The sequence below is a fragment of the Pseudomonas sp. GW821-FHT05D12 genome (genome assembly GCF_059419825.1).
Map to the genome: position 1 here is coordinate 309,089 of NZ_JBWKSN010000005.1, position 22,855 is coordinate 331,943.

The following is a 22,855-nucleotide window of genomic DNA, read 5'->3' on the forward strand; positions in this document are numbered from 1 at the left end:
GCTTTTTTTTGCCTCGGATTTGCCGGATCAGGCTTTCTGCTCGAACACCACGTAGATCTTGCGGCACGGCTCCAGCACTTCCCAGGTGCCGCTGAAGCCGGCGGGGATCACGAATCGGTCGCCGGCGCGCAAGGTCTTGGCGTTGCCCTCGACATCGCGCAGCACGGAAACACCCTGCACGATCTCGCAGTACTCGTGCTCGGTGTAGTTGACCTTCCATTGCCCGACTTCACCTTCCCAGACCCCGGCACTCATCTGGCCGCACGGGCTGTTGTAGTGGTTGTAGATCGTTTGTTCGGGGTCGCCCTTGAGGATTTTTTCCGCGGCGGGGCGGTAGCGGTCTGGGGCGGTATTGGCCTGGCTGAAGTCGACGATGTCCTGGATGCTCATGTGCGTGTCCCGTCTGGCCTGCGGTTGGAGAGCCCAAAGTCTATGTTTATTAAAATGAACATCGCAAGGGCGTTTACCGGCGTTATGTCAAATATATTGAAACATCCCCAGCCGCTGGTTTAGGGTGGTAGCCGCCTTGAGCCGAACAGCAGGCTGGCCGGGCAAGAATTCTTTGAGGCAGCCGGGGGACATCACCTGGCCCTTGTATTCAATAAGAGGAGGACACTCGCATGACCACCCTGACCCGTGCCGACTGGGAACAACGCGCCAAGGATCTGAAGATCGAAGGTCGCGCCTACATCAACGGCGAATACACCGCCGCCGCTTCCGGCGACACCTTCGAATGCATCAGCCCGGTCGATGGCCGCCTGCTGGCCACTGTTGCCAGCTGTGACGTCGCCGACGCCCAGCGTGCGGTAGAAAATGCCCGCGCCACCTTCAATTCCGGTGTGTGGTCGCGCCTTGCGCCGGCCAAGCGCAAAGCCGCGATGATCCGTTTCGCCGCGCTGCTCAAGGACAATGCCGAAGAGCTGGCGCTGCTCGAAACCCTCGACATGGGCAAGCCCATCAGTGACTCCCTCGGCATCGACGTGCCCGGCGCTGCCAACGCGCTGAGCTGGAGCGGCGAGGCGATCGACAAGATCTACGACGAAGTCGCCGCCACCCCGCACGATCAACTGGGCCTGGTGACCCGCGAGCCAGTGGGCGTGGTCGGTGCCATCGTGCCGTGGAACTTCCCGCTGATGATGGCCTGCTGGAAACTCGGCCCGGCGCTGTCCACCGGTAACTCGGTCATCCTCAAGCCGTCCGAAAAATCCCCGCTGACCGCCATTCGCATCGCGGCCCTGGCTGTTGAAGCCGGTATCCCGAAAGGCGTTTTCAACGTGCTGCCGGGCTACGGCCATACCGTGGGCAACGCGCTGGCGCTGCACATGGACGTCGACACCCTGGTGTTCACCGGTTCCACCAAGATCGCCAAGCAGCTGTTGATCCGCTCCGGCGAGTCGAACATGAAGCGCGTGTGGCTGGAAGCCGGTGGCAAGAGCCCGAACATCGTGTTTGCCGATGCGCCGGACCTGCAGGCCGCCGCCGAATCCGCCGCCGGGGCGATCGCCTTCAACCAGGGCGAAGTCTGCACTGCGGGTTCGCGCCTGCTCGTCGAGCGCTCCATCAAGGATAAATTCCTGCCGCTGGTAATCGAGGCCCTCAAAGGCTGGAAGCCGGGCAATCCGCTGGACCCGGCGACCAACGTCGGCGCATTGGTGGACACCCAGCAGATGAACACCGTGCTCTCGTACATCGAAGCCGGCCATGCTGACGGCGCCAAGCTGGTGGCGGGCGGCAAGCGCACCCTGGAAGAAACCGGCGGCACCTACGTCGAGCCGACGATTTTCGACGGTGTGACCAACGCCATGAAGATCGCCCAGGAAGAAATTTTCGGCCCGGTGCTCTCGGTGATCACCTTCGACAGCGCTGAAGAGGCGATTGCCATCGCCAACGACACCCAATACGGCCTGGCCGCAGCGGTGTGGACGGCGGATATCTCCAAGGCGCACCTGACTGCCAAAGCCCTGCGCGCCGGTAGCGTGTGGGTCAACCAGTACGATGGCGGCGACATGACTGCGCCATTTGGTGGCTTCAAGCAGTCGGGCAATGGTCGCGACAAGTCGCTGCACGCGTTCGACAAGTACACCGAGCTGAAGGCGACCTGGATCAAGCTGTAAGCCTCTAGGCAACACCGCCGGTCAAATGTGGGAGCCGGCTTGTGTAGGCGCTGGCTTGCCGGCGATAGCATCACCTCGGTGCAACTGAAAAACCGAGGTGCCTGCATCGCGGGTGAGCCCGGCTCCCACATAAGCCCGCTCCCACGCTGTTTTGTGTGAACTCGAAAATTATCCACAGGAGCGTGGACATGCGTTGGGCGACTTACTTCGCCGTGCTGGCCTCGGTGCTCAGCGTCGGCCTGGCGCTGGGCGTGAGCATGCCGTTGGTATCCCTGCGCCTGGAGGGCTGGGGCTATGGCAGTTTTGCCATCGGCGTGATGGCGGCGATGCCGGCCTTCGGCGTGCTGCTGGGTGCGAAAGTCTCCAGCCGGCTGGCCGCGTGGCTGGGCACCGCCAACCTGATGCGCCTGTGCCTGTGGGCCGGCGCGGTGTCTATCGGCTTGCTGGCGATACTGCCCAGCTACCCGGTGTGGCTGGTGCTGCGCCTGATGATCGGGGTGATCCTGACCATCGTGTTCATTCTCGGTGAAAGCTGGATCAACCAGTTGGTGGTGGAGCAGTGGCGCGGTCGCCTGGTGGCCCTGTATGGCTGCAGTTATGCCTTGAGCCAACTGTCGGGGCCGTTGCTGCTGGGCCTGATTGGCACAGACCATGACTACGGTTTCTGGGTCGGCGTCGGCTTGTTGATGGTCGCGCCGTTGCTGTTGCTGGGACGCTCCGGCGCGCCGACCGCCGAGTCGTTCAGCGTGACCTTCGGCGACCTGTGGCGCTTCTGCCTGAGCCTGCCGGCGATTGCCTGGGCGGTGGCATTGTTCGCTGCCTTCGAGGCGATGATTCTCACCCTGCTGCCTGTGTATTGCCTGCAACAGGGCTTCACTGCCGAGATTGCCCTGGCAATGGTCAGCACGGTGGTGGTCGGCGATGCGTTGCTGCAGTTGCCCATCGGCGCGTTGGCCGATTACCTGCCACGGCGCACGCTGTTCCTGGGTTGTGCGCTGCTGTTGCTGGTTTCGAGCCTGGCGATTCCGCTGTTGATGCACACGCCGCTGATCTGGCCGGTGTGGGTGCTGTTCGGGGCGAGTGCCGGCGGGTTGTTCACGCTGTCGCTGATCCTGATCGGCGAGCGCTACCGCGATGACGCGCTGGTGCGCGCCAATGCCCACGTGGCGCAGCTGTGGGGGATCGGATGCCTGATCGGCCCTCTGGTGGCCGGTGCCGGCAGCCAGTGGATCAGCGGGCATGCACTGCCGTTGCTGATGGCGGCGGGCTCGCTGGGCCTGGTCGTGCTGTTGCTGCGTCAAGGCGCATTCGGCGCCGCACAACCGGCCTGACTTGAAATGCATTCACCGTAGGCGCTGGCTTGCCAGCGCCCACAGTTGATCTGTGTCGTTTTAGAGCATGCGTTCCAGCCCCACCGAGGTGGCGAACCAGGCGTTGAAGCGACGCCACCAACTGCCGGGTTCTTCGGTGATTGTGTGTAGCTGGCCGTTATCTTCGGTCACCCACACCACGTTGCTGTCCTGCAGTTTCGCCTCATAGCTCAAGGCTGGGGCCATGCCTTGCAGCGCCAGGTTGCGCACGTGTTCCGCCAGTTCGGGGCTGTCTACCAGCACGCCGACTTCGGTGTTCCACAGCACTGAGCGCGGGTCGAAATTGAACGAACCGATAAACGACTTCTCGCGATCGAAGATCATCGCCTTGCTGTGCAGGCTGGAGTCCGAGCCGCGAAAGGTGCCGCGTCGGAACAGGTGCGGACCACTGCCTGCGCTGGGGTCGCCCGGTTGGCGGCGCAGTTCATAGAGTTTCACCCCATGTTCCAACAGCGCCTTGCGGTAGGGCGCGTAGCCGCCATGCACGGCGGGCACGTCGGTGGCTTCCAGGGAGTTGGTGAGCAGGCTCACCGACACGCCGGCGTCGGCGCGCCCGGTCAGGTACACCAGGCCCGGTTGCCCCGGCACGAAGTACGCCGAAATCATCATCAGCTCGTGATTGACGCCCTCAAGTTCCGGCGCCAGCTGTGTGGTGAGCAGCAATCGCGGGTCCGGATCGGCCTTGGCCAATACCTTGCTCGGTGCGTCCCACAGCGCCTGGTTCCAGGCCCAGATCAGCTCGCGGCGCCAGGTGTCCATGCGCGGCTGGGTCTGGTAGGTGCGCAAGCGGTTGTACAGCGCGTGATTCTGCTGGCGCGACTCGGCCAGGGAGTCTTGCAGGCGTACACGGGCAGCGGCCAGGTCGCCTTTGGACGGCGTGTTGGTGACAAAGTCGTCGATGGGCTTGCTCAGCGCGCTGTTCCAGTACTGGTCGAAGCTGTGGCCGAGTTGCTCGGCCACCGGCCCGACGCTGAGCATGTCGATGTCGGTGAAGTTCAGGTTGGGCTCGGCATCGAAATACTCATCGCCCAGGTTGCGCCCGCCAACGATGGCCACGCTGTTATCTGCCAGCCACAGTTTGTTGTGCATGCGCCGGTGTTGCAGCGACAGGTTGAACAGCCGCCCCATGGCCCGCGTCACACCGGTGCTGCGCCCCAGGTGCAGGGGGTTGAACAGGCGGATCTCGATCTTGGGATGAGCGGCGAGGGTGGCGATGATCTGGTCGAGGCCGTCGCTGGTGGTGTCGTCGAGCAGGATGCGCACGCGTACGCCACGGTCGGCGGCCTTGAGCAGTTCATCCACGAGCATCCGCGTGCTGATGCCGTCGTGGACGATGTAGTACTGCAGGTCGAGGCTGGTCTGGGCATTGCGGATCAGCTCGGCGCGGGCCATGAACGCTTCGCTGCTGTTGGGCAGCAGGCGAAAGCCGGAGCGACCTTGATAGGGCGCCGCCTGGGCCTGGATCGAGCGACCGAAGGAAGACTGCGCAGCGGGCAGGGCATCGCTGGGGATGCGCGGGGAATCGATGGTTGCGCAGCCGCCCAGCGTCAAGGCGCCCAGCAGTAAAAACGGTAAAAGCCGTCGAATCATCAAGGGCACTGCTTCCAGGTCAGGGCGGTTGTGGGTATATGACGGCTATTTTCGGTGAAAGGTCAGTCTGCAACCTCGGCAAGCATCTTGATTGCGGCGGCACCGACCTTGCGTACCGCTTCTTCGATCTGCGGGGTTGGCTTGGCAGCGTAGTTCATGCGCAGGCAATTGCGGTACTTGCCGGACGCAGAAAAGATACTGCCTACCGCCACCTGTACGCCTTGTTCCATCAGGACGCGGTTGAGCTTCAGCGTATCGAAGCCTTCCGGCAGCTCGACCCACAGCATGAAGCTGCCTTGCGGGCGGCTGGCGCGGGTACCCGCCGGGAAATAACGACTGACCCAATCAAGCATCAAGTCGCGATTGCGCTGGTATTGGGTGCGCATCCGCCGCAAATGCGGTTCGAAATGGCCGCCCTTGAGAAACTCTGCAATCGCAATCTGCGGCTGGGTGGCGGTGGAGCCGGTGCTGATGTATTTCATGTGCAGCACCCGCTCGAGGTAGCGTCCCGGCGCGACCCAGCCAATGCGCAGGCCCGGCGCGAGGGTTTTCGAGAACGAGCTGCACAGCAGCACGCGGCCGTCTTCGTCGAAGGATTTGATGGTGCGCGGGCGCGGGTAGCTGTAGGCCAGTTCGCCATACACATCATCTTCGATGATGGCCACGTCGAAACGCTGGGCCAGGGTCAGCAACGCCCGTTTGCGCGCCTCGGGCATGATGTAGCCGAGCGGGTTGTTGCAGTTGGGGGTCAGCTGGATGACCTTGATCGGCCACTGCTCCAGCGCCAGTTCCAGGGCTTCGAGGCTGATCCCGGTGAGCGGGTCGGTGGGGATTTCCAGGGCTTTCATGCCCAGGCCCTTGAGGGTCTGCATGGCGCCGTGAAAGCTCGGCGAATCCACTGCGACGATGTCGCCCGGCTCGCAGATCGCGTGGATGCTGGCCGACAGCGCTTCATGGCAGCCGGTGGTGATCACGATGTCTTCGGCGGTGAGTTGGCAACCGGAATCCAATGACAGCCGCGCAATCTGCGCGCGCAGCTCCATACAGCCAAGGATGTTGTCGTAATACAGCCCTGGCAGATCCTGGCGCCGACTGACGCGTGCAAGGCTGCGCAGCAGCGGCTTCAGGGTGGGCGACAATACATCCGGCATGCCGCGACCCATCTGTATGACATCTTTGCGCGGTACTGCGCGAATCAGCTCGAGTACCTGGTCCCACTGGGAAATCTCCACCGGCCGTTGGGCCGGGCGACCGATCTCGGGCAAGGCCGGCAGCTCACGGCTGACCGGTACAAAGTAGCCGGACTTGGGCTTGGGCATGGCCAGGCCGTTGTCTTCGAGCATCCGATACGCCTGCTGCACGGTGCTCAGGCTGACCCCATGTTCGACGCTCAAGGCCCGCACGGAGGGCAGTCGATCACCGGGGCGATAGAAGCCTTGCTCGATGCGCGTGCCCAGCAGTTCGGCGAGATTGATGTATAGCGTCATGGCAGTCGCTCCCGGGAGACCAGTACAGATACGGGGAAAATACAGGATTCAGCCGCGCGTAGGCAGTGTCTGTATGGATTTAATAAAAGTTGGTTGAATCTGTAATGGTTTTTCCCGCTCACCCATTCTAGTCACTCATGGCAACAGGCAATTGAGGGGCAAGACAATGAACGGCATGAGCGATGTGCGACTGATGTTACACAGTCAGGAATTGCAGGCAGGGCAAGAGCGGGCGACGGCGCCGCGCGATATCAGCCGCTGGAGTCTGTTCTGGCATCGCCGCCACACGCGCAAGGCCTTGCTGCACCTGACCCGCGAGCAATTGCTTGATGTCGGATTGTCTGCTGAACAGGCGCGCCAGGAGGGGTTGAAACCGTTCTGGCGGGATTGATCAAAGCAGCTCTTTGAAGCGATGCCAGAGCATGCCCAGCGCCAGCAGCGGCGAGCGCAAGTGCTTGCCGCCGGGGAAGGTGATGTGCGGCACCTGGGCGAACAGATCGAAACGCCCCTGTTGCTGGCCGCTGATGGCCTCGGCCAACAGCTTGCCCGCCAGGTGCGTGGCGTTGAGGCCGTGGCCCGCATAGGCCTGGGCGTAATACACATTGGGTTGATCGGCGAGCCGGCCGATCTGCGGCAGGCGGTTGGCGCCGATACCGATCATGCCGCCCCACTGGTAATCGATATTCGCCTCGGCCAGCTGGGGGAACACTTGCAACATCTTGGGCCGCATATAGGCGCCGATATCCTTGGGATCGCGTCCGGAATAGTGGCAGGCACCGCCGAACAGCAGGCGACGGTCGGCGGACAGGCGGAAGTAATCCACCGTCACGCGCTGGTCGCACACCGCCATGTTCTGTGGCAACAGCTCGGCGGCCTGGGCTTCGCTCAACGGCTCGGTGGCGATGATGTAGCTGCCGGCGGGCAACACTTTGCCGCTCAAATGGGGGTTGAGGCCATTGAGGTAGGCATTGCAGGCCAGTACCAGGGACTTGGCGCGTACATTGCCGTGGGCGGTGTGTACGTTGACTTCAGGGCCGTAGTCGATGCGCGTGACTTCGGACTGTTCGAACAGCTTCACGCCCAATTGCTGCGCGGCGGCGGCTTCACCCAGCGCCAGGTTCAACGGGTGCAGATGGCCGGAGCCCATGTCGATCATGCCGCCCACGTAGCGTTCGGAGCCGATCACGCTGCCCATTTCGCCGGCTTGCAGCAGGCGCACCTCGTGGCGATAGCCCAGGCTGCGCAGTTCTTCGGCGTCTTCGGCGAGGCCTTGCAGGTCCCGGGGCTTGTTGGCCAGGTCGCAGTAGCCCCAGGTCAGGTCGCAGGGGATCTGGTAGCGCTCGACGCGTTCACGCACGATTTCCACGGCTTCCAGGCCCATCAGCTTTATCTGGCGCACGCCGTCGGTGCCGATGATCGGAGTGAATTGCTCCAGGCCGTGGCCGACGCCGCGAATCAGCTGGCCGCCATTGCGCCCACTGGCGCCCCAGGCGATCTTGCGCGCTTCCAGCAACACCACGCTGAAGCCGCGCTCGGCCAGCTCCAGGGCGGTGTTGAGCCCGGAAAAACCACCGCCGACCACGCACACATCGGCGCGCACATCACCCTTCAACACCGGGTAATCGGGCTGCGGCACGCTGCTGGCGGCGTAGTAGGAATTGGTGTGCCGGGCGCTGGCAGTCATCGGGAGCATCCCTGTTTGGAAAATTTGACGCAGGATACAGCGGTCGGACGAAGCTGTCTGCGCAGGGCGTTTTGCGTCAGAATCCACGCCTATTCGCCGTTCGGTACGTGTTTCGATGAGTTGCAACAGTCAGAAAATCAGCGCGCTGCGTCGACAGATTCCTTCGTTCGAGTGTGTCCCCGGTTGTCATGATTGCTGTGGGCCGGTGACGACTTCGCCCGAGGAAATGTCGCGCCTGCCACGCAAGACCGCCGCCGAGCAGGACGCGGCGATGGATGAGCTGAACTGTGTGCACCTGGGCCCCAATGGCTGCACCGTGTATGACGAGCGCCCGCTGATCTGTCGCCTGTTCGGCACGACGAAGACCTTGCCATGCCCGAATGGGCGGCGGCCGGTGGAGCTGATTCACCCGCGGGTCGAGAAGCAGATCCACGAATACATGGCGAGCACCCGGCAGGTGCTGGTGTAACCCGATCAAGCGGTAGACCCAGGCCTGGCGATGAAGATATCGACGCTAAAATCGCTAGCGCCGGCAAGCCGGCGCCTACAGTGATCTGCGCTGTGAGGTCAGTCCGGGATCGGCAGGTTCAGGCTCTCTTTCACCTCTTCCATCACGATATAGCTCTTCGACTCCCGCACGTGGGGCAGCTTGAGCAGGATATCGCCGAGCAATTTGCGGTACGAGGCCATCTCGGAAATCCGCGCCTTCACCAGGTAGTCGAAGTCGCCTGACACCAGGTGGCATTCCAGCACGTGGGGCAGTTTCAGCACGGCGCGGCGGAACTCTTCAAAGGTATCGCCGGACTTGTAATCCAGGCTGATCTCGACAAATACCAGCAAACTCCCCTTCAAATGCTGCGGATTGAGCCGTGCGTTGTAGCCCATGATGATCCCTTCACGCTCCAGCCGACGGACCCGCTCGGTGCACGGCGTGGTCGACAGCCCGACCTTTTCTCCCAGCTCCGTGAACGAAATACGCCCATCGGTCTGCAGGATGCGCAGGATATTGCGGTCGATCTTGTCCAGCTCCCGCTTGGTCTGGGTGTTGGTACGCATAGGGGATACGCCTCTGTGAAAAGGGTTTTTGCCGAGAATTGTCGCCAAATATAGGCATTTATATAGTGAAATGCACTGGCGATTGCTTTTTATACTGCGCCCATCATTGCTCGAATAACACACGTCAGCGGCTAAGCCCGTGATGAGGATATAAAAATGCGCGTTCTGGTCTTGGGTAGCGGCGTCATTGGTGTGACCAGTGCCTACTATTTGGCTCGGGCCGGTTTCGAGGTGGTTGTCGTCGACCGCCAGCCCGCCGCGGCCATGGAGACCAGTTTCGCCAACGCCGGCCAGGTGTCCCCAGGTTATGCGTCGCCATGGGCCGCACCGGGCGTGCCGCTCAAGGCCATCAAGTGGCTGCTGCAGCGCCACGCGCCCCTGGCCATCAAGGCCACCGCCGATATCGATCAATACCTGTGGATGGCGCAGATGCTGCGCAATTGCACCGCCAGCCGTTATGCGGTGAACAAAGAGCGCATGGTGCGCCTGTCCGAGTACAGCCGTGACTGCCTCGACGAATTGCGCGCCGAGACCGGCATTGCCTACGAAGGCCGCAGCCTGGGGACTACCCAGCTGTTCCGCACCCAGGCCCAGTTGGATGGGGCTGCCAAGGACATCGCCGTCCTCAAGGAGTCCGGCGTTCCGTTCGAACTGCTCGATCGCGCCGGCATTGCCCGCGTTGAACCTGCCCTGGCCAGCGTCACCGATATCCTCGCCGGTGCCCTGCGCCTGCCGAACGACCAGACTGGCGACTGCCAGATGTTCACGACGCGCCTGGCCGACATGTGCAAGCAGTTGGGTGTGGAGTTCCGTTTTGAACAGGATATCCAGCGCCTCGACTACGCCGGCGACCGCATCAACGGCGTCTGGATCGACGGCAAGCTGGAAACGGCCGACCGCTACGTGCTGGCCCTTGGCAGCTACTCGCCGAAGTTGCTCAAGCCGTTGGGGATCAAGGCCCCGGTGTATCCGCTCAAGGGTTACTCGCTGACCGTGCCGATCACCAATCCGGCGATGGCCCCGACGTCGACCATTCTCGACGAGACCTACAAGGTCGCGATCACCCGTTTCGACAACCGCATCCGCGTCGGCGGCATGGCTGAAATAGCCGGTTTTGACCTGTCGCTTAACCCGCGTCGGCGTGAAACCCTGGAGATGATCGTCAACGACCTTTATCCTCAGGGCGGCAATTTGACCGAAGCCACATTCTGGACCGGCCTGCGCCCGACCACCCCCGATGGTACGCCGATTGTCGGTGCCACCCCGTTCAAGAACCTGTTCCTGAATACCGGCCACGGCACCCTCGGCTGGACCATGGCCTGTGGTTCCGGTCGTTTGCTCGCTGATTTGATGGCGAAGAAAACACCGCAAATCAGCGCCGAAGGTCTCGATATTTCCCGTTATGGCAACCACCAGGAGTCCGCAAAACATGTCAATCCAGCGCCAGCTCACCAATGAGCGCATGAGCCAGATCGTCGTTCACAGCGGTACCGTGTATCTGGCCGGGCAAGTCGGCGACGACATGAATGCCGGGATTGAACAGCAGACCCGTGAAACCCTGGCCAATATCGAGCGGCTGCTCGACCTGGCCGGTACCGACAAGACCAAGCTGCTGTCGGTGACGATTTACCTGAAGGACATCGACGCCGATTTCGCCGGCATGAATGCGGTATGGGACAAGTGGCTGCCCAAAGGCGTCGCCCCGGCCCGTGCCACGGTTGAGGCGAAGCTGTGCGAGCCGCAAATCCTGGTCGAGCTGTCCGTCGTGGCCGCGCTGCCTTAAACAACGATCCCTCTCCCGGTGCCGAAGTGGTTGGTCGGTGCCGGTTTTTTCTTCACTCTGCCGCCTAGAAGCCTGCCGCCATGCGTCCTGCCCGTGCCCTGATCGACCTTGAAGCCCTGCGCCACAACTACCAATTGGCCCGTGAAGTGACCGGGGCAAAAGCCCTCGCCGTGGTCAAGGCGGATGCCTATGGCCATGGCGCCGTTCGAGTTGCCCAGGCGTTGGAAGCCGAGGCGGATGGGTTTGCCGTGGCCTGCATCGAGGAGGCATTGGAGCTGCGCGCTGGCGGCATTCGTGCGCCGGTGTTGCTGCTCGAAGGTTTTTTTGAAGCCGACGAGTTGCCGCTGATCATCGAGCACGATTTCTGGTGCGTGGTGCATTCGCTGTGGCAATTGGAGGCAATCGAACAGGCCGTGTTGAGCAAGCCGCTCACCGTGTGGCTCAAGCTGGATTCGGGCATGCACCGCGTCGGCCTGCATCCCAAGGATTACCACGAGGCCTACCAGCGGCTGCTGGCCAGCGGCAAAGTGGCCAAGATTGTATTGATGAGCCACTTCGCCCGCGCCGATGAACTCGATTGCGTGCGCAGCAATGAACAAGTAGCGGTGTTCGACGCGGCGCGCCAGGGCTTGTCGGCCGAGGTCAGCCTGCGCAATTCGCCGGCGGTAATGGGTTGGCCGAATGTCTCCAGCGATTGGGTACGCCCGGGCATCATGCTCTACGGCGCGACGCCGTTTGGCGAAAACCAGGCCATCGCCGCGCGTTTGCAGCCGGTGATGACCCTGGAATCCAAAGTCATCTGCGTGCGCGAGCTGCCGGCCGGCGAGCCGGTGGGCTATGGCGCCAAGTTCATCACGCCAAAACCGATGCGCATCGGCGTGGTCGCCATGGGTTACGCCGATGGCTACCCGCGCCATGCGCCGACCGGTACGCCGGTGCTGGTGGCAGGGCAGCGCAGCCAGTTGCTGGGGCGCGTGTCCATGGACATGCTGTGCATCGACCTCACCGACGTGCCTGAAGCGGGCCTGGGTTCCACGGTGGAGTTGTGGGGTAAAAACATCCTCGCGAGTGATATCGCGACCGCCGCCGAGACCATTCCCTACCAGATCTTCTGCAACCTGCGCCGGGTGCCAAGGCTCTATTCCGGCGCTTGATCGCACACTACGAACGCCGCTGCCCGGGATTTAGGCCCAAGTGTTGTAAATACTGAACGCTGTCGCCATGATAACGCTCAACTACAACAAAGCCTGAATCCTAGGAGGCACCTGCATTGGACGTCGGCGAACGACTGCAATCCATCCGTAAACTGAAGGGTCTTTCCCAGCGTGAGCTCGCCAAGCGCGCGGGTGTCACCAACAGCACCATTTCGATGATCGAAAAAAACAGTGTCAGCCCCTCGATCAGCTCCTTGCGCAAGGTGCTGGGCGGCATCCCCATGTCGATGGTCGAGTTCTTTTCCGAGGAGATCCTCCAGGAAATACCGACGCAGATCGTCTATAAAGCCAATGAGCTGATCGACATCTCTGACGGCGCCGTCACCATGAAACTGGTCGGCCGCGCACACCCGAGCCGGGCCATTGCCTTTCTCAACGAAATCTACCCGCCGGGCGCCGACACGGGCGAAGAAATGCTCACCCACGAAGGCGAAGAAACCGGGATTCTGGTGGAAGGTCGTCTGGAACTGGTGGTCGGTCTTGAAACTTTTGTGCTCGAAGCCGGCGATAGCTACTACTTTGAAAGCACCAAGCCGCATCGTTTTCGCAACCCGTTCGACGTGCCGGCGCGACTAATCAGCGCAGCCACACCCGCGAACTTTTAACAATAGAGGCGCCCTGCCAGCGTTGCAGAGGTTCCCGTGGCAGTATTCCGTGAGGCTGAATCTCCCTTTATTTAATAGGGTTGTTTCGGCCAGACGGGCTAACCGTTATACTTTCGCCGCCTGCGAAACCGTGGCCGCAGGCGTGAATAGCCACCATTGAGGGTGAACGCGTGAACCTAATTATGAAAATGCTGGCTGCACCAGCAACCGTACTGGCCCTATGGGCTGTCAGCGCTCAAGCTGCGACCAATGATGAAATTGCCAAACGCCTGGAGCCGGTCGGCCAAGTCTGCGTCCAGGGCCAGGAATGCAAAGGGATGGAAGTGGCGGTAACCGCTGGCGGAGGCGCTGCGAAGACGCCGGACGACATCATCGCCAAGCACTGCAACGCCTGCCACGGCACCGGCCTGTTGGGTGCGCCGAAGATTGGCGACACCGCGGCCTGGAAAGAACGTGCCGATCATCAGGGCGGCCTTGATGGCATCCTGGCCAAGGCCATCACCGGCATCAACGCCATGCCGCCTAAAGGCACCTGCGCGGATTGCACGGATGACGATCTGAAGGGCGCGATCAAGAAGATGTCCGGCCTGTAACCGCCGATCTTCGGCAAAAATGCCGCTTACGAGCGGCTTTTTTGTGCCTGCAATTTGTGTTTCGAGTCTGGTCTTTGCAGCAAAGACCCGCCACTCTCTGTCCAACCCCTAATCATGGAATGTTCAGGAGGGTCGGATGGTGCAGTTGTGTTCAATCGAGCAAGCAGTTGACGACGTACTGGCGCGCTTGCCGGCGCATATCCACATGGGCATGCCCCTTGGGCTGGGCAAGCCGAACCTGTTTGCCAATGCCTTGTACCGGCGCATCGCCAAGTTGCCGGACCGGGCGCTGACGATCTATACCGCGCTGAGCCTGGGCCGCCCGACCTTGGGCGACGGCCTGCAGAAACGTTTTCTCGAACCCTTCATCGAGCGCGTGTTTGGCGATTACCCCGAGTTGGACTTTCTCGCCGACCTGCAGAAGGACAGCCTTCCAAAAAATATCCACGTGCAGCAGTTCTTCATGCAGCCCGGCAGCCTGCTTCACAGCACCTCGGCCCAGGAGGATTACGTCAGCAGCAACTACAGCCATGCGGCCCGCGACATCAACGCCGCCGGCCTGAACCTGGTGGCGCAGCTGGTGGCGAGCAGCGCCGAACACCCTGATCGCCTGAGCCTGAGCTGCAACCCCGATATCACCCTCGACCTGTTGCCGATGATCGCCAAGCGCCGCGCCGCCGGGGAAACCATCCTGGTGGTCGGTCAGGTGCACAGCGATTTGCCCTACATGCCCGGTGATGCCGAGCTGGGCATGGATGAATTTGACTACCTGCTCGACGAAAAGGACAACACCACGCTGTTCTCCACGCCGAACATGCCGGTGGGGTTCCAGGATCACTTTATCGGCCTGCATGCCAGCACCCTGGTACGTGATGGTGGCACCTTGCAGATCGGCATCGGCTCGATGGGCGATGCGCTGACGGCTGCGCTGTTGGCGCGTCAGGCCGACAACGAGTCCTACCGCTTGCTGCTGACGGATCTGGATGTGTACCAGTGGGCGCCCCTGATCAGCCATGAAGGCGGCGTCGATCCGTTCGCCCGTGGCCTTTATGGCTGCAGCGAAATGTTCGTCAACGGCTTGCTAGTGCTGGCTGACGCCGGGATCGTGCGGCGCAAGGTGTACCCGGATGTGGCGACCCAGGAGCAGGCGAATGCCGGCCTGATCGATGATGCCGCGCAGCCCGACGGTGTGTCGATCCATGGCGGGTTCTTCCTCGGGCCGCGTAGTTTTTACCAGCGCCTGCAGGAAATGACCCACGCCAAGCGCCTGGAATTCAACATGACCCGCATCAGCTACATCAACGAGCTGTATGGCCAGGAAGACCTCAAGCGCCTGCAGCGCCAGGACGCGCGGTTTATCAACAGCGCGATCATGGTGACGTTGCTCGGCGCCGGGGTGGCGGACCAGTTGGAAGATGGTCGCGTGCTCAGCGGCGTCGGCGGGCAGTACAACTTCGTGGCCCAGGGGCATGCGCTGGAAGGCGCGCGTTCGATCCTGATCCTGCGCAGCTGGCGCGAGTCGGCGGGGGAGGTCAGTTCGAATATCGTCTGGGAGTATGGCCACTGCACGATTCCGCGGCACCTGCGCGATATCGTCATTACCGAGTACGGCATTGCCGACCTGCGCGGTCAGACCGATGCCAAGGTGATCGAGGCCTTGCTCAACATCACTGACTCACGTTTCCAGGCTGACTTGATCGAGCAGGCGCAAAAGGCCGGCAAGTTGCCCAAGGATTTCGAGCTGGACCCGCGTTTCAGCGATAACACGCCGGAGCGCCTCAAGGCCATCCAGGCACGGCATCGTCGGCTGTTTCCGGAATATCCGCTGGGCAGTGACTTCACGAACGAGGAGCGGGACCTGCTGCGGGCATTGAATTGGCTCAAGAGCAAATTCAAGCTGACGGAGATCCTGGAGCTGGGCAAGGCCGCGTTGGACGCGCCGGAGCCGGAGGCGTTTCCCAAGCATCTGCAGCGGATGCGCCTGGATCAGCCGGAGGGGCTGAAAGAAGATTTGTATCAGCGCTTGCTGCTCGCTGGCCTACAAGCCACCGCGCATTAAAACCCGCCACAAACCTACTGTAGGAGCCGGCAAGCCGGCTCCTACACGGTTTTGCGATTATTCGATGAAGGTGACCACACCACCGGCGAGGGATTTGACCCGTGCCAGGGACTCCACTCGGTATCCCTGTGCATCCAGCTCCGCACGGCCACCCTGGAACGACTTCTCGATCACAATTCCCAAGCCGGCCACGGTGGCGCCGGCCTGCTTGATGATCGAAATCAGCGCCTGGGACGCCTTGCCGTTGGCCAGGAAGTCATCGATCACCAGCACGCGGTCGCTGCTGGTGAGGTGACGCGGCGAGATCGCGACGGTGCTTTCGGTTTTCTTGGTGAAGGAGTACACCGTCGCCGACAGCAGGTTTTCGGTCAAGGTCAGCGATTGCTGCTTGCGCGCGAAGATCACCGGTACGCCGAGGTTCAGGCCGGTCATGATCGCCGGGGCGATGCCGGAGGCTTCGATGGTGACGATCTTGGTGATGCCCGAGTCCTTGAACAGCGCGGCGAATTCGTCGCCGATCAGTTTCATCAGCGCCGGGTCGATCTGGTGGTTCAGAAAGGCGTCGACCTTGAGTACCTGATCGGAAAGCACGATGCCTTCTTCGCGAATTTTCTTGTGCAGTGCTTCCACGGAAAGCTTCCTCTAATGGCGCGTTGTGCGCCGAAAGTAGATTAAAAAGTAGTCGATTCTAGCGCTTTAACATCGCGCGTATATCCGCCAGGGCGGTGTTGCCGCGAACGGCCTTCACCTCGGTCGGGGTGTCGTCATTGCCTTCCCAGGCCAGGTCGTCCGGTGGCAGCTCATCGAGGAACCGGCTGGGGGCACAATCGATGATTTCGCCGTATTGCTTGCGCTTGGCGGCAAAGGTGAAGGCCAGCGTCTGACGCGCGCGGGTAATGCCCACGTAGGCCAGGCGCCGTTCTTCCTCGATGGTGTCGGCTTCGATGCTGGAGCGGTGCGGGAGGATTTCCTCTTCCATGCCCATGATGAACACGTAGGGGAATTCCAGGCCCTTGGACGCATGCAAGGTCATCATCTGCACACCTTCGGCGCCGTCTTCTTCTTCCTGCTGGCGCTCGAGCATGTCGCGCAGCACCAGTTTGCCGATGGCGTCTTCGACGGTCATCTCGCCGTCTTCGTCTTTTTCCAGGGTGTTCTTCAGCGCTTCGATCAGGAACCAGACGTTGCCCATGCGGTAATCCGCGGCCTTGTCGCTGGAGCTGTTGGTGCGCAGCCAGTTCTCATAGTCGATGTCCATGACCATGCTGCGCAGCGCGCTGATCGGGTCTTCGCCGGCGCACTGCTCGCGCACCTTGTCCATGAAGCGCTTGAAGCGCGACAGGCGATCGGTGAAACGCGAGTCCAGGTGTTCGCCCAGGCCGATTTCATCGGTGGCGGCGTACATCGAAATCTTGCGTTCGGTGGCGTAGTTGCCGAGCTTTTCCAGGGTAGTCGAACCGATTTCCCGGCGTGGGACGTTGATCACCCGCAGGAAGGCGTTGTCGTCGTCCGGGTTCACGATCAGCCGGAAGTAGGCCATCAGGTCTTTCACTTCCTGGCGTCCGAAGAAGCTGTTGCCACCTGACAGGCGATACGGCACCTGGTGGTGCTGCAGCTTCAGCTCGATCAGCTTGGCCTGGTAGTTGCCGCGATACAGGATCGCGAAGTCGCTGTACGGCCGGTCGGTGCGCAGGTGCAGGCTGAGGATTTCGACGGCCACGCGCTCGGCTTCGGCGTCTTCGTTGCGGCAGCGGATCACGCGGATCTCGTCGCCATGACCCATCTCGCTCCACAGTTGTTTTTCAAACTCGTGGGGGTTGTTCGAGATCAGCACGTTGGCGCAGCGCAGGATGCGGCTGGTGGAGCGGTAGTTCTGCTCCAGCATCACCACTTTCAGGGACGGGTAGTCGTCCTTGAGCAGCATCAGGTTTTCCGGGCGGGCGCCGCGCCAGGCGTAGATCGACTGGTCATCGTCGCCGACCACGGTGAACTGGTTGCGCGTGCCGATCAGCAGCTTCACCAGCAGGTATTGGCTGGCGTTGGTGTCCTGGTATTCGTCCACCAGCAGGTAGCGCACCTTGTTCTGCCACTTTTCGAGGATGTCGGCGTGCTCCTGGAACAGCTTCACCGGCAGCAGGATCAAGTCGTCGAAGTCCACCGCGTTGAACGCCTTGAGCGTGCGCTGGTAGTGGGTATAGACAATGGCGGCGGTCTGCTCCTTGGGGTTGCGCGCGGCTTCCAGGGCTTCGGCGGGCAGAATCAGGTCGTTTTTCCAGGCGCCGATCATGTTCTTGATCTCGTCGACGCCGTCGTCGCCCGCGTATTCCTTCTGCATGATGTCGGTCATCAAGGCCTTGACGTCGGTCTCGTCGAAGATCGAGAAGCCCGGCTTGTAGCCCAGCCGCACATGCTCCTTGCGGATGATGTTCAGCCCCAGGTTGTGGAAGGTACACACGGTGAGGCCACGGCCTTCGCCACCCTTGAGCAGGGTGCCGACACGCTCTTTCATTTCCCGCGCCGCCTTGTTGGTAAAGGTCATGGCGACGATGTACTGGGCGCGGATGCCGCACTGCTGGATCAGGTGCGCGATCTTGCGGGTGATCACGCTGGTCTTGCCGGAGCCTGCGCCGGCGAGCACCAATAGAGGGCCGCCGACGTAGTTCACGGCTTCTTGCTGCCGGGGATTGAGTCGGGACATACAGGATTCAGGGAGTCGTTGTTCAAAAGGGCGGGCATTTTAACAGGCTGGCAGGATTCTGCTCTGTCAGAACGACAGTGTGACGTACCACTCGATCTAAATTTGCCGGTTTTGATACTTTGCCGCAGGATGTCGGAGGCTTTTTGTGATTAGCTGCCACTAACCTTTACAGATGGCGTATTTGATAACCCCTATCATTGGTGATTATCAGGCCGCACGTCATAATGCCCGCCGCCAACGAAATTTTGCAGAGTCTAGGGAGCTAGCTTGTCTACGCCTGTCGAACCCTTGCGTTTGCTGCTACTGGCCGATGAGCCAGCGTGGGCAGCGTTGTTGCGCGAGTGCCTGGCGCCGATGGGCGATGGGGCTGTGCTGATCAGCGCACCAAACTGGGAGTCCGTGAGTCGTCTGTTCGATGACGATCACAGCGCCGTTCTATTGACCACGCCCAGCCTGCAACCCGGCCCTGGCCGTTGCAGCCTGCCGTGCGTGTTGTTGCTGGAGCAGGAGCCCCTGGTTTCGCCCCTGGGCGTCAGTGACTGGCTGGTTCGTGCGGTATTGGACGCTGACACCTTGCGCCGCTGCCTGCGCCACGTTCGCGAGCGCGGCCTGCTGGAAAATACCCTGCAGCGCCTGGCCGAACAGGACCCGCTGACCGGTATCGCCAATCGCCAGGGCTTCCAGACCCTGCTGGCTGCGCGGCTGGCCGAGAATGAAGGTCGCGGCCTGGCCCTCGGTCACTTGGACCTCGATAACTTTCGCCATGCCAACGACGCCCTCGGCCACCAGGCCGGTGACCGCCTGATCCTGCAAGTGGTCTCGCGGCTCAAGAGCCAGCTCGAGGCGGGCGACCAGCTCGCGCGCCTCGGCAGCGATGAATTCGCCCTGCTGATCGACACCCGCCGCGCACCCCAGCGTGCCGAGTGGATGGCCGAGCGCATCACCGAAGTGATGGCCGAGCCTTACTGGGTGGATGGTGAAAGCCTGCTGATCGGCTGCAGCCTGGGCGTCGCGCATGCCCGCGCGCGCGCCGGTGCAGACCCGCTGATGTGGCACGCGCATATCGCCATGCAACAAGCCAAGAGCACCCAGGGCTGCACCTTTCATATCTTCAACGAACGCATCAACCGCAACGCGCGCAGCCTGGCCGACCTGGAAACCGAGCTGCGTCGCGCCTTGCGCCGCGACGAGTTGGAGCTGCACTACCAGCCGCGCCTGGACCTGGACGACGGCCATATCGTCGGCCTCGAAGCCCTGGTGCGCTGGCGCCACGGCGAGCGCGGCCTGTTGCCGCCCAGCGAGTTCGTACCGCTCGCCGAGCAGAGCGGGTTGATTGTGCCGCTGGGGTACTGGGTGATTTCCCGGGCCCTGCGTGACATGCAGGACCTGCGTGAACGCGGCCTGCCGCCGTTGCACATGGCGGTCAATCTGTCATTTCGCCAGTTCCAGGACAGTCAGTTGCTCTCGACCCTCAGCCGGCTGATCAGTGAGCGGGGAGTGGAAGCGCAGTGGCTGGAATTCGAACTCACCGAAACCGCCGTGATGCGCCGCAGTGACCTGGTCAAGCAGACCATGGACGCCCTCGGCCGCTTGGGCGTGCGGTTTTCCCTGGATGATTTCGGCACCGGTTTCTCATCCTTCGTGCACCTCAACAGCCTGCCGATCGCCTTGCTGAAGATCGACAAAAGCTTTGTCGGCGGCATGGAAGAGCGCGAAGAGAACCGCAAGCTGGTACACGCGATGATCAACCTGGCGCACAACCTCAACCTGGAAGTGGTGGCTGAAGGCGTGGAAACCCCTGAGCAGCTGGCGCTGCTGCGCTTGTTCGGCTGCGACCAGGCCCAGGGTTACCTGATCAGCAAACCGCTGCCGTTGCCGGAGCTTGTGGAGTACCTGACCTTCGGCAAAGGCCAGCAGGCCTTGCTGGGCTGAATCGAGTCTCGAACCCCACCAACTGTAGGAGCTGGCTTGCCTGCTCCTACATTGATCCATGCAGCCTTCAGTCCGCCTGGGCAGCCTGCAGGGAGCTGTAGGTCTGCGGCTCCTGCCGAATCATGCGCTTCATCTTCGCCTCAAACGCCCAGCTCAGGCTGAGCGCCGCACATGCCAGGCCCAGCGCCAGCCCCCACCACACGCCGGTCGGCCCCCAGCCCAGGGTGAAGGCCATCAGCCAGGCCGACGGAGCGCCGATCAACCAATAGCAACCCGCGCCGATCAGAAAGGTGGTCTTGGCGTCTTTCAGCCCGCGAATGCAGCCCATGGCGATGGTTTGCACGCCGTCGAACAGTTCAAACCATGCGGCCACGGCCAGCAGGCTGACGGCCAGGACGATCACGTCGTGGAACGCCGGGTCGTTGGGGTCGATCAACAGTCCGATCAGTGGAACGGAAAACAGCCACAGCACTGCGGCGAATCCCAACATCACCGCTGCGCCAAATCCGATGCCGACGCGACCGGCCAGGCGTGCATGCAGCAACTGCCCGGCGCCGTAATGTTGGCCGATACGCATGGTCACCGCATAGGACATCCCCGCCGGCACCATGAAAGCCACCGAGACGATTTGCAACGCGACCTGGTGCGCGGCCAGCTGTGTGCTGCCCATCGTGCCCATGCACAGTGCGGCGAAGGCAAACAGCCCGACTTCCACCGCATAGGTGCCCCCAATCGGCAGGCCGAGGCGCCACAATTCCCGCAGGTACTGGGTGTTGAGGCGCAGCAGGCCGGTGCTCAGCGGGTAGGCGGCATACGTGCGATTGCGGTGGATGTAGACCATCAACGCCAACGCCATGCCATTGGCGACGAGGGCCGTGACCAGGCCGATGCCCATCAGGCCCAGTTTCGGCAGGCCGAACATGCCTTCGATCAATGCGTGGTTGAGCAGGTAGTTGGCCACCGCGCCGCCGAGGCTGATGACCATCACCGGCTTCGCCTTGCCAATCGCGCTGGTGAAACCGCGCAAGGCCATGAAGGTCAAGAAGCCCGGCAACGCGAACGGCAGGATCGTCAGGAACTGCCCTGCGGCGTGCACGTTGGTTTCGGTCTGGCCAAACATCAGCAAAACCGGCTTGAGGTTCCACAGCAGCAAACCGGCCGCCAGGGCCATCAGCCACGCGAGCCATAGCCCGGCCTGGGTCAGGCGTGTGGCGCCTTCGATATCGCCCGCGCCGTGGCGGATGGCGACCAGGGTGCCCACGGCGGCAATCACGCCGATGCAGAAAATCGACACGAATGAATAGCTCGCCGCACCCAGGCCGCCACCGGCCAGGGCCTCGGGGCTCAGGCGCGCCATCATCAGGGTGTCGGTCAGCACCATCAGCATGTGCGCCAACTGTGAGGCAATCAACGGCCCTGACAGCCGCAGAATGGCCCAGAGTTCGGTACGTGCCGGATGCTGCATGATCATCACGCTCAAAAAGTCAGAGGGTTGGGGGAGGGTTGATTCTCGGCGCTCCCAGCGCATTGCACAAAGGGATAAATGCGATCGCTTGCATGATTAAAACTCATGCCTGTTTGATTCTGGTAGGGTTTTGGCATTGCGCTGTCGGAGCTTTCCCTATGTCTCGTCGTCTTCCTCCGCTTTACGCGTTGCGTGCCTTTGAGGCCGCTTCCCGACACAACTCCTTCACCCGTGCGGCCGAGGAGCTGTCGATCACCCAAAGTGCGGTCAGCCGACATATCCGCACCCTCGAAGAGCACTTCGCCTGCCGGCTGTTCCAGCGCAGCGGCCGCAACCTGCAGCTCACCGAAGCCGCGCGCCTGTTGTTGCCTGGGGTGCGCGAGGGCTTCGCCGCGCTGGAACGCGCCTGCCATACCCTGAACGCCGAAGATGACATCCTGCGCATGAAAGCGCCGTCGACCCTGACCATGCGTTGGCTGCTGGCGCGGCTCAGCCGTTTTCGGGCGTTGCAGCCGGGCAACGAAGTGCAATTGACCAGCGCCTGGATGAGCGTGGACGAGGTGGACTTCAACCAGGAGCCCTTCGACTGCGCAGTGCTGCTGAGCTACGGGCATTTCCCGGCGGACTGGGAGGCCAGCTACCTGTTTCCTGAACTGTTGATCCCCGTCGGCGCCCCGAACCTGTTGGCGGATGGGCCCTGGGATGCCGCCCGGCTGGCCACCGCCGAGTTGCTGCACCCCACGCCGGACCGGCGCGATTGGCGCAATTGGCTGGAGCGCATGGGGTTGTCCTCCCAGGTATCGCTCAAGGGCGGGCAGGTGTTCGATACCCTCGAGCTGGGCATGATCGCTGCCGCGCGAGGCTACGGCGTGTCGATGGGCGACTTGCTGATGGTGGCTGAGGACGTGGCCCAAGGGCGGTTGAGCCTGCCGTGGCCGACCGCCGTGGCCAGTGGTGAAAATTATTACCTGGTGTGGCCGAAGACCCGCCCCGGCGGCGAGCGTTTGCGGCGGCTGGCAGACTTCCTACAGGGCGAAGTGCGGGCGATGGTTTTACCGCCGGTCGAGCGCCTCGATTGAGTGGCCCGAGGCACGGGTGCGCAACCGTTTGCGAGATACCCCTGTGATTCGCTCAAGTATTTCCCGCGTCCGCCGAAGTAGGTGTGTTGGAACCATCGTGCACCAACGCTTCCCATCAGATAATTT

At 62.1% G+C, this 22,855-nt stretch carries 20 protein-coding genes; 12 read left to right on the forward strand and 8 right to left on the reverse strand.

Annotated elements, in window-relative coordinates; translation table 11 throughout:
• Positions 1-27: 27 nt before the first annotated feature.
• Complete coding sequence (locus AC07SI_RS11710) at positions 28-390, reverse strand: cupin domain-containing protein (RefSeq protein ID WP_495005769.1); 363 nt, start codon at positions 388-390, stop codon at positions 28-30.
• Positions 391-620: 230 nt separating this feature from the next.
• Between AC07SI_RS11710 and AC07SI_RS11715 the strand changes: the two genes are divergently transcribed.
• Together AC07SI_RS11715 and AC07SI_RS11720 are read left to right on the forward strand one after the other, a co-directional pair.
• Complete coding sequence (locus AC07SI_RS11715) at positions 621-2,114, forward strand: aldehyde dehydrogenase (protein WP_065902478.1); 1,494 nt, start codon at positions 621-623, stop codon at positions 2,112-2,114.
• A 188-nt stretch (positions 2,115-2,302) separates the two neighbouring features.
• A complete protein-coding gene (locus AC07SI_RS11720; protein ID WP_120450503.1) occupies positions 2,303-3,445 on the forward strand; it encodes an MFS transporter in 1,143 nt (380 codons plus the stop codon).
• A gap of 60 nt (positions 3,446-3,505) precedes the next feature.
• Here the strand turns inward: AC07SI_RS11720 and AC07SI_RS11725 are convergent, their stop codons facing one another.
• On the reverse strand, positions 3,506-5,074 hold the full coding sequence (locus AC07SI_RS11725) for a phospholipase D family protein (RefSeq protein ID WP_495005770.1): 1,569 nt from the start codon (positions 5,072-5,074) through the stop codon (positions 3,506-3,508).
• 62 nt (positions 5,075-5,136) lie between these two features.
• Complete coding sequence (locus tag AC07SI_RS11730) at positions 5,137-6,561, reverse strand: aminotransferase-like domain-containing protein (RefSeq protein WP_065902472.1); 1,425 nt, start codon at positions 6,559-6,561, stop codon at positions 5,137-5,139.
• Positions 6,562-6,727: 166 nt separating this feature from the next.
• Between AC07SI_RS11730 and AC07SI_RS11735 the strand changes: the two genes are divergently transcribed.
• A complete protein-coding gene (locus AC07SI_RS11735) occupies positions 6,728-6,952 on the forward strand; it encodes a DUF1127 domain-containing protein (RefSeq protein WP_495005771.1) in 225 nt (74 codons plus the stop codon).
• Here AC07SI_RS11735 and AC07SI_RS11740 read toward each other — a convergent pair whose 3' ends face one another.
• Complete coding sequence (locus AC07SI_RS11740) at positions 6,953-8,245, reverse strand: NAD(P)/FAD-dependent oxidoreductase (RefSeq protein WP_495005772.1); 1,293 nt, start codon at positions 8,243-8,245, stop codon at positions 6,953-6,955.
• Between the two features lie 115 nt (positions 8,246-8,360).
• On the opposite strand from AC07SI_RS11740, the gene AC07SI_RS11745 reads away from it, so the two are divergent.
• On the forward strand, positions 8,361-8,714 hold the full coding sequence (locus AC07SI_RS11745; protein ID WP_016975913.1) for a YkgJ family cysteine cluster protein: 354 nt from the start codon (positions 8,361-8,363) through the stop codon (positions 8,712-8,714).
• A 98-nt stretch (positions 8,715-8,812) separates the two neighbouring features.
• On the opposite strand, the gene AC07SI_RS11750 is transcribed toward AC07SI_RS11745, so the two are convergent.
• Positions 8,813-9,301: an Lrp/AsnC ligand binding domain-containing protein gene (locus tag AC07SI_RS11750; protein ID WP_003176896.1), complete on the reverse strand. Its 489-nt coding sequence runs from the start codon at positions 9,299-9,301 to the stop codon at positions 8,813-8,815.
• Between the two features lie 156 nt (positions 9,302-9,457).
• On the opposite strand from AC07SI_RS11750, the gene dadA reads away from it, so the two are divergent.
• The 6 genes from dadA (at position 9,458) to AC07SI_RS11780 (ending at position 15,555) form a co-directional block, all read left to right on the forward strand.
• Entirely contained in the window at positions 9,458-10,759 is a 1,302-nt protein-coding gene (gene dadA / locus AC07SI_RS11755) for a D-amino acid dehydrogenase (RefSeq protein ID WP_106802300.1), read from the forward strand.
• On the forward strand, positions 10,731-11,084 hold the full coding sequence (locus tag AC07SI_RS11760) for a RidA family protein (protein WP_034110260.1): 354 nt from the start codon (positions 10,731-10,733) through the stop codon (positions 11,082-11,084). The genes dadA and AC07SI_RS11760 overlap by 29 nt, the downstream gene beginning before the upstream one ends.
• A gap of 80 nt (positions 11,085-11,164) precedes the next feature.
• Positions 11,165-12,238: an alanine racemase gene (gene alr / locus AC07SI_RS11765; protein ID WP_213551311.1), complete on the forward strand. Its 1,074-nt coding sequence runs from the start codon at positions 11,165-11,167 to the stop codon at positions 12,236-12,238.
• 116 nt (positions 12,239-12,354) lie between these two features.
• Entirely contained in the window at positions 12,355-12,903 is a 549-nt protein-coding gene (locus AC07SI_RS11770; RefSeq protein ID WP_003176893.1) for a cupin domain-containing protein, read from the forward strand.
• Positions 12,904-13,085: 182 nt separating this feature from the next.
• Complete coding sequence (locus AC07SI_RS11775) at positions 13,086-13,496, forward strand: c-type cytochrome (RefSeq protein ID WP_106802302.1); 411 nt, start codon at positions 13,086-13,088, stop codon at positions 13,494-13,496.
• 136 nt (positions 13,497-13,632) lie between these two features.
• Positions 13,633-15,555, forward strand: a complete 1,923-nt coding sequence (locus AC07SI_RS11780) for an acetyl-CoA hydrolase/transferase C-terminal domain-containing protein (RefSeq protein WP_495005773.1) — start codon at positions 13,633-13,635, stop codon at positions 15,553-15,555.
• 57 nt (positions 15,556-15,612) lie between these two features.
• On the opposite strand, the gene AC07SI_RS11785 is transcribed toward AC07SI_RS11780, so the two are convergent.
• The gene (locus AC07SI_RS11785) at positions 15,613-16,185 is read right to left on the reverse strand and encodes a xanthine phosphoribosyltransferase (protein ID WP_003195447.1); all 573 of its coding nucleotides are present in this window, start codon (positions 16,183-16,185) and stop codon (positions 15,613-15,615) included.
• 58 nt (positions 16,186-16,243) lie between these two features.
• On the reverse strand, positions 16,244-18,253 hold the full coding sequence (gene rep, locus AC07SI_RS11790) for a DNA helicase Rep (RefSeq protein WP_065902456.1): 2,010 nt from the start codon (positions 18,251-18,253) through the stop codon (positions 16,244-16,246).
• 267 nt (positions 18,254-18,520) lie between these two features.
• Between rep and AC07SI_RS11795 the strand changes: the two genes are divergently transcribed.
• Complete coding sequence (locus AC07SI_RS11795) at positions 18,521-20,185, forward strand: putative bifunctional diguanylate cyclase/phosphodiesterase (RefSeq protein WP_065902454.1); 1,665 nt, start codon at positions 18,521-18,523, stop codon at positions 20,183-20,185.
• Positions 20,186-20,252: 67 nt separating this feature from the next.
• On the opposite strand, the gene AC07SI_RS11800 is transcribed toward AC07SI_RS11795, so the two are convergent.
• Positions 20,253-21,656 (reverse strand): NorM family multidrug efflux MATE transporter, encoded by a 1,404-nt coding sequence (locus AC07SI_RS11800; protein WP_495005774.1) that lies wholly within the window; start codon positions 21,654-21,656, stop codon positions 20,253-20,255.
• A gap of 152 nt (positions 21,657-21,808) precedes the next feature.
• On the opposite strand from AC07SI_RS11800, the gene AC07SI_RS11805 reads away from it, so the two are divergent.
• Positions 21,809-22,729, forward strand: a complete 921-nt coding sequence (locus AC07SI_RS11805) for a LysR substrate-binding domain-containing protein (RefSeq protein ID WP_065902450.1) — start codon at positions 21,809-21,811, stop codon at positions 22,727-22,729.
• Positions 22,730-22,855 lie beyond the last annotated feature (126 nt).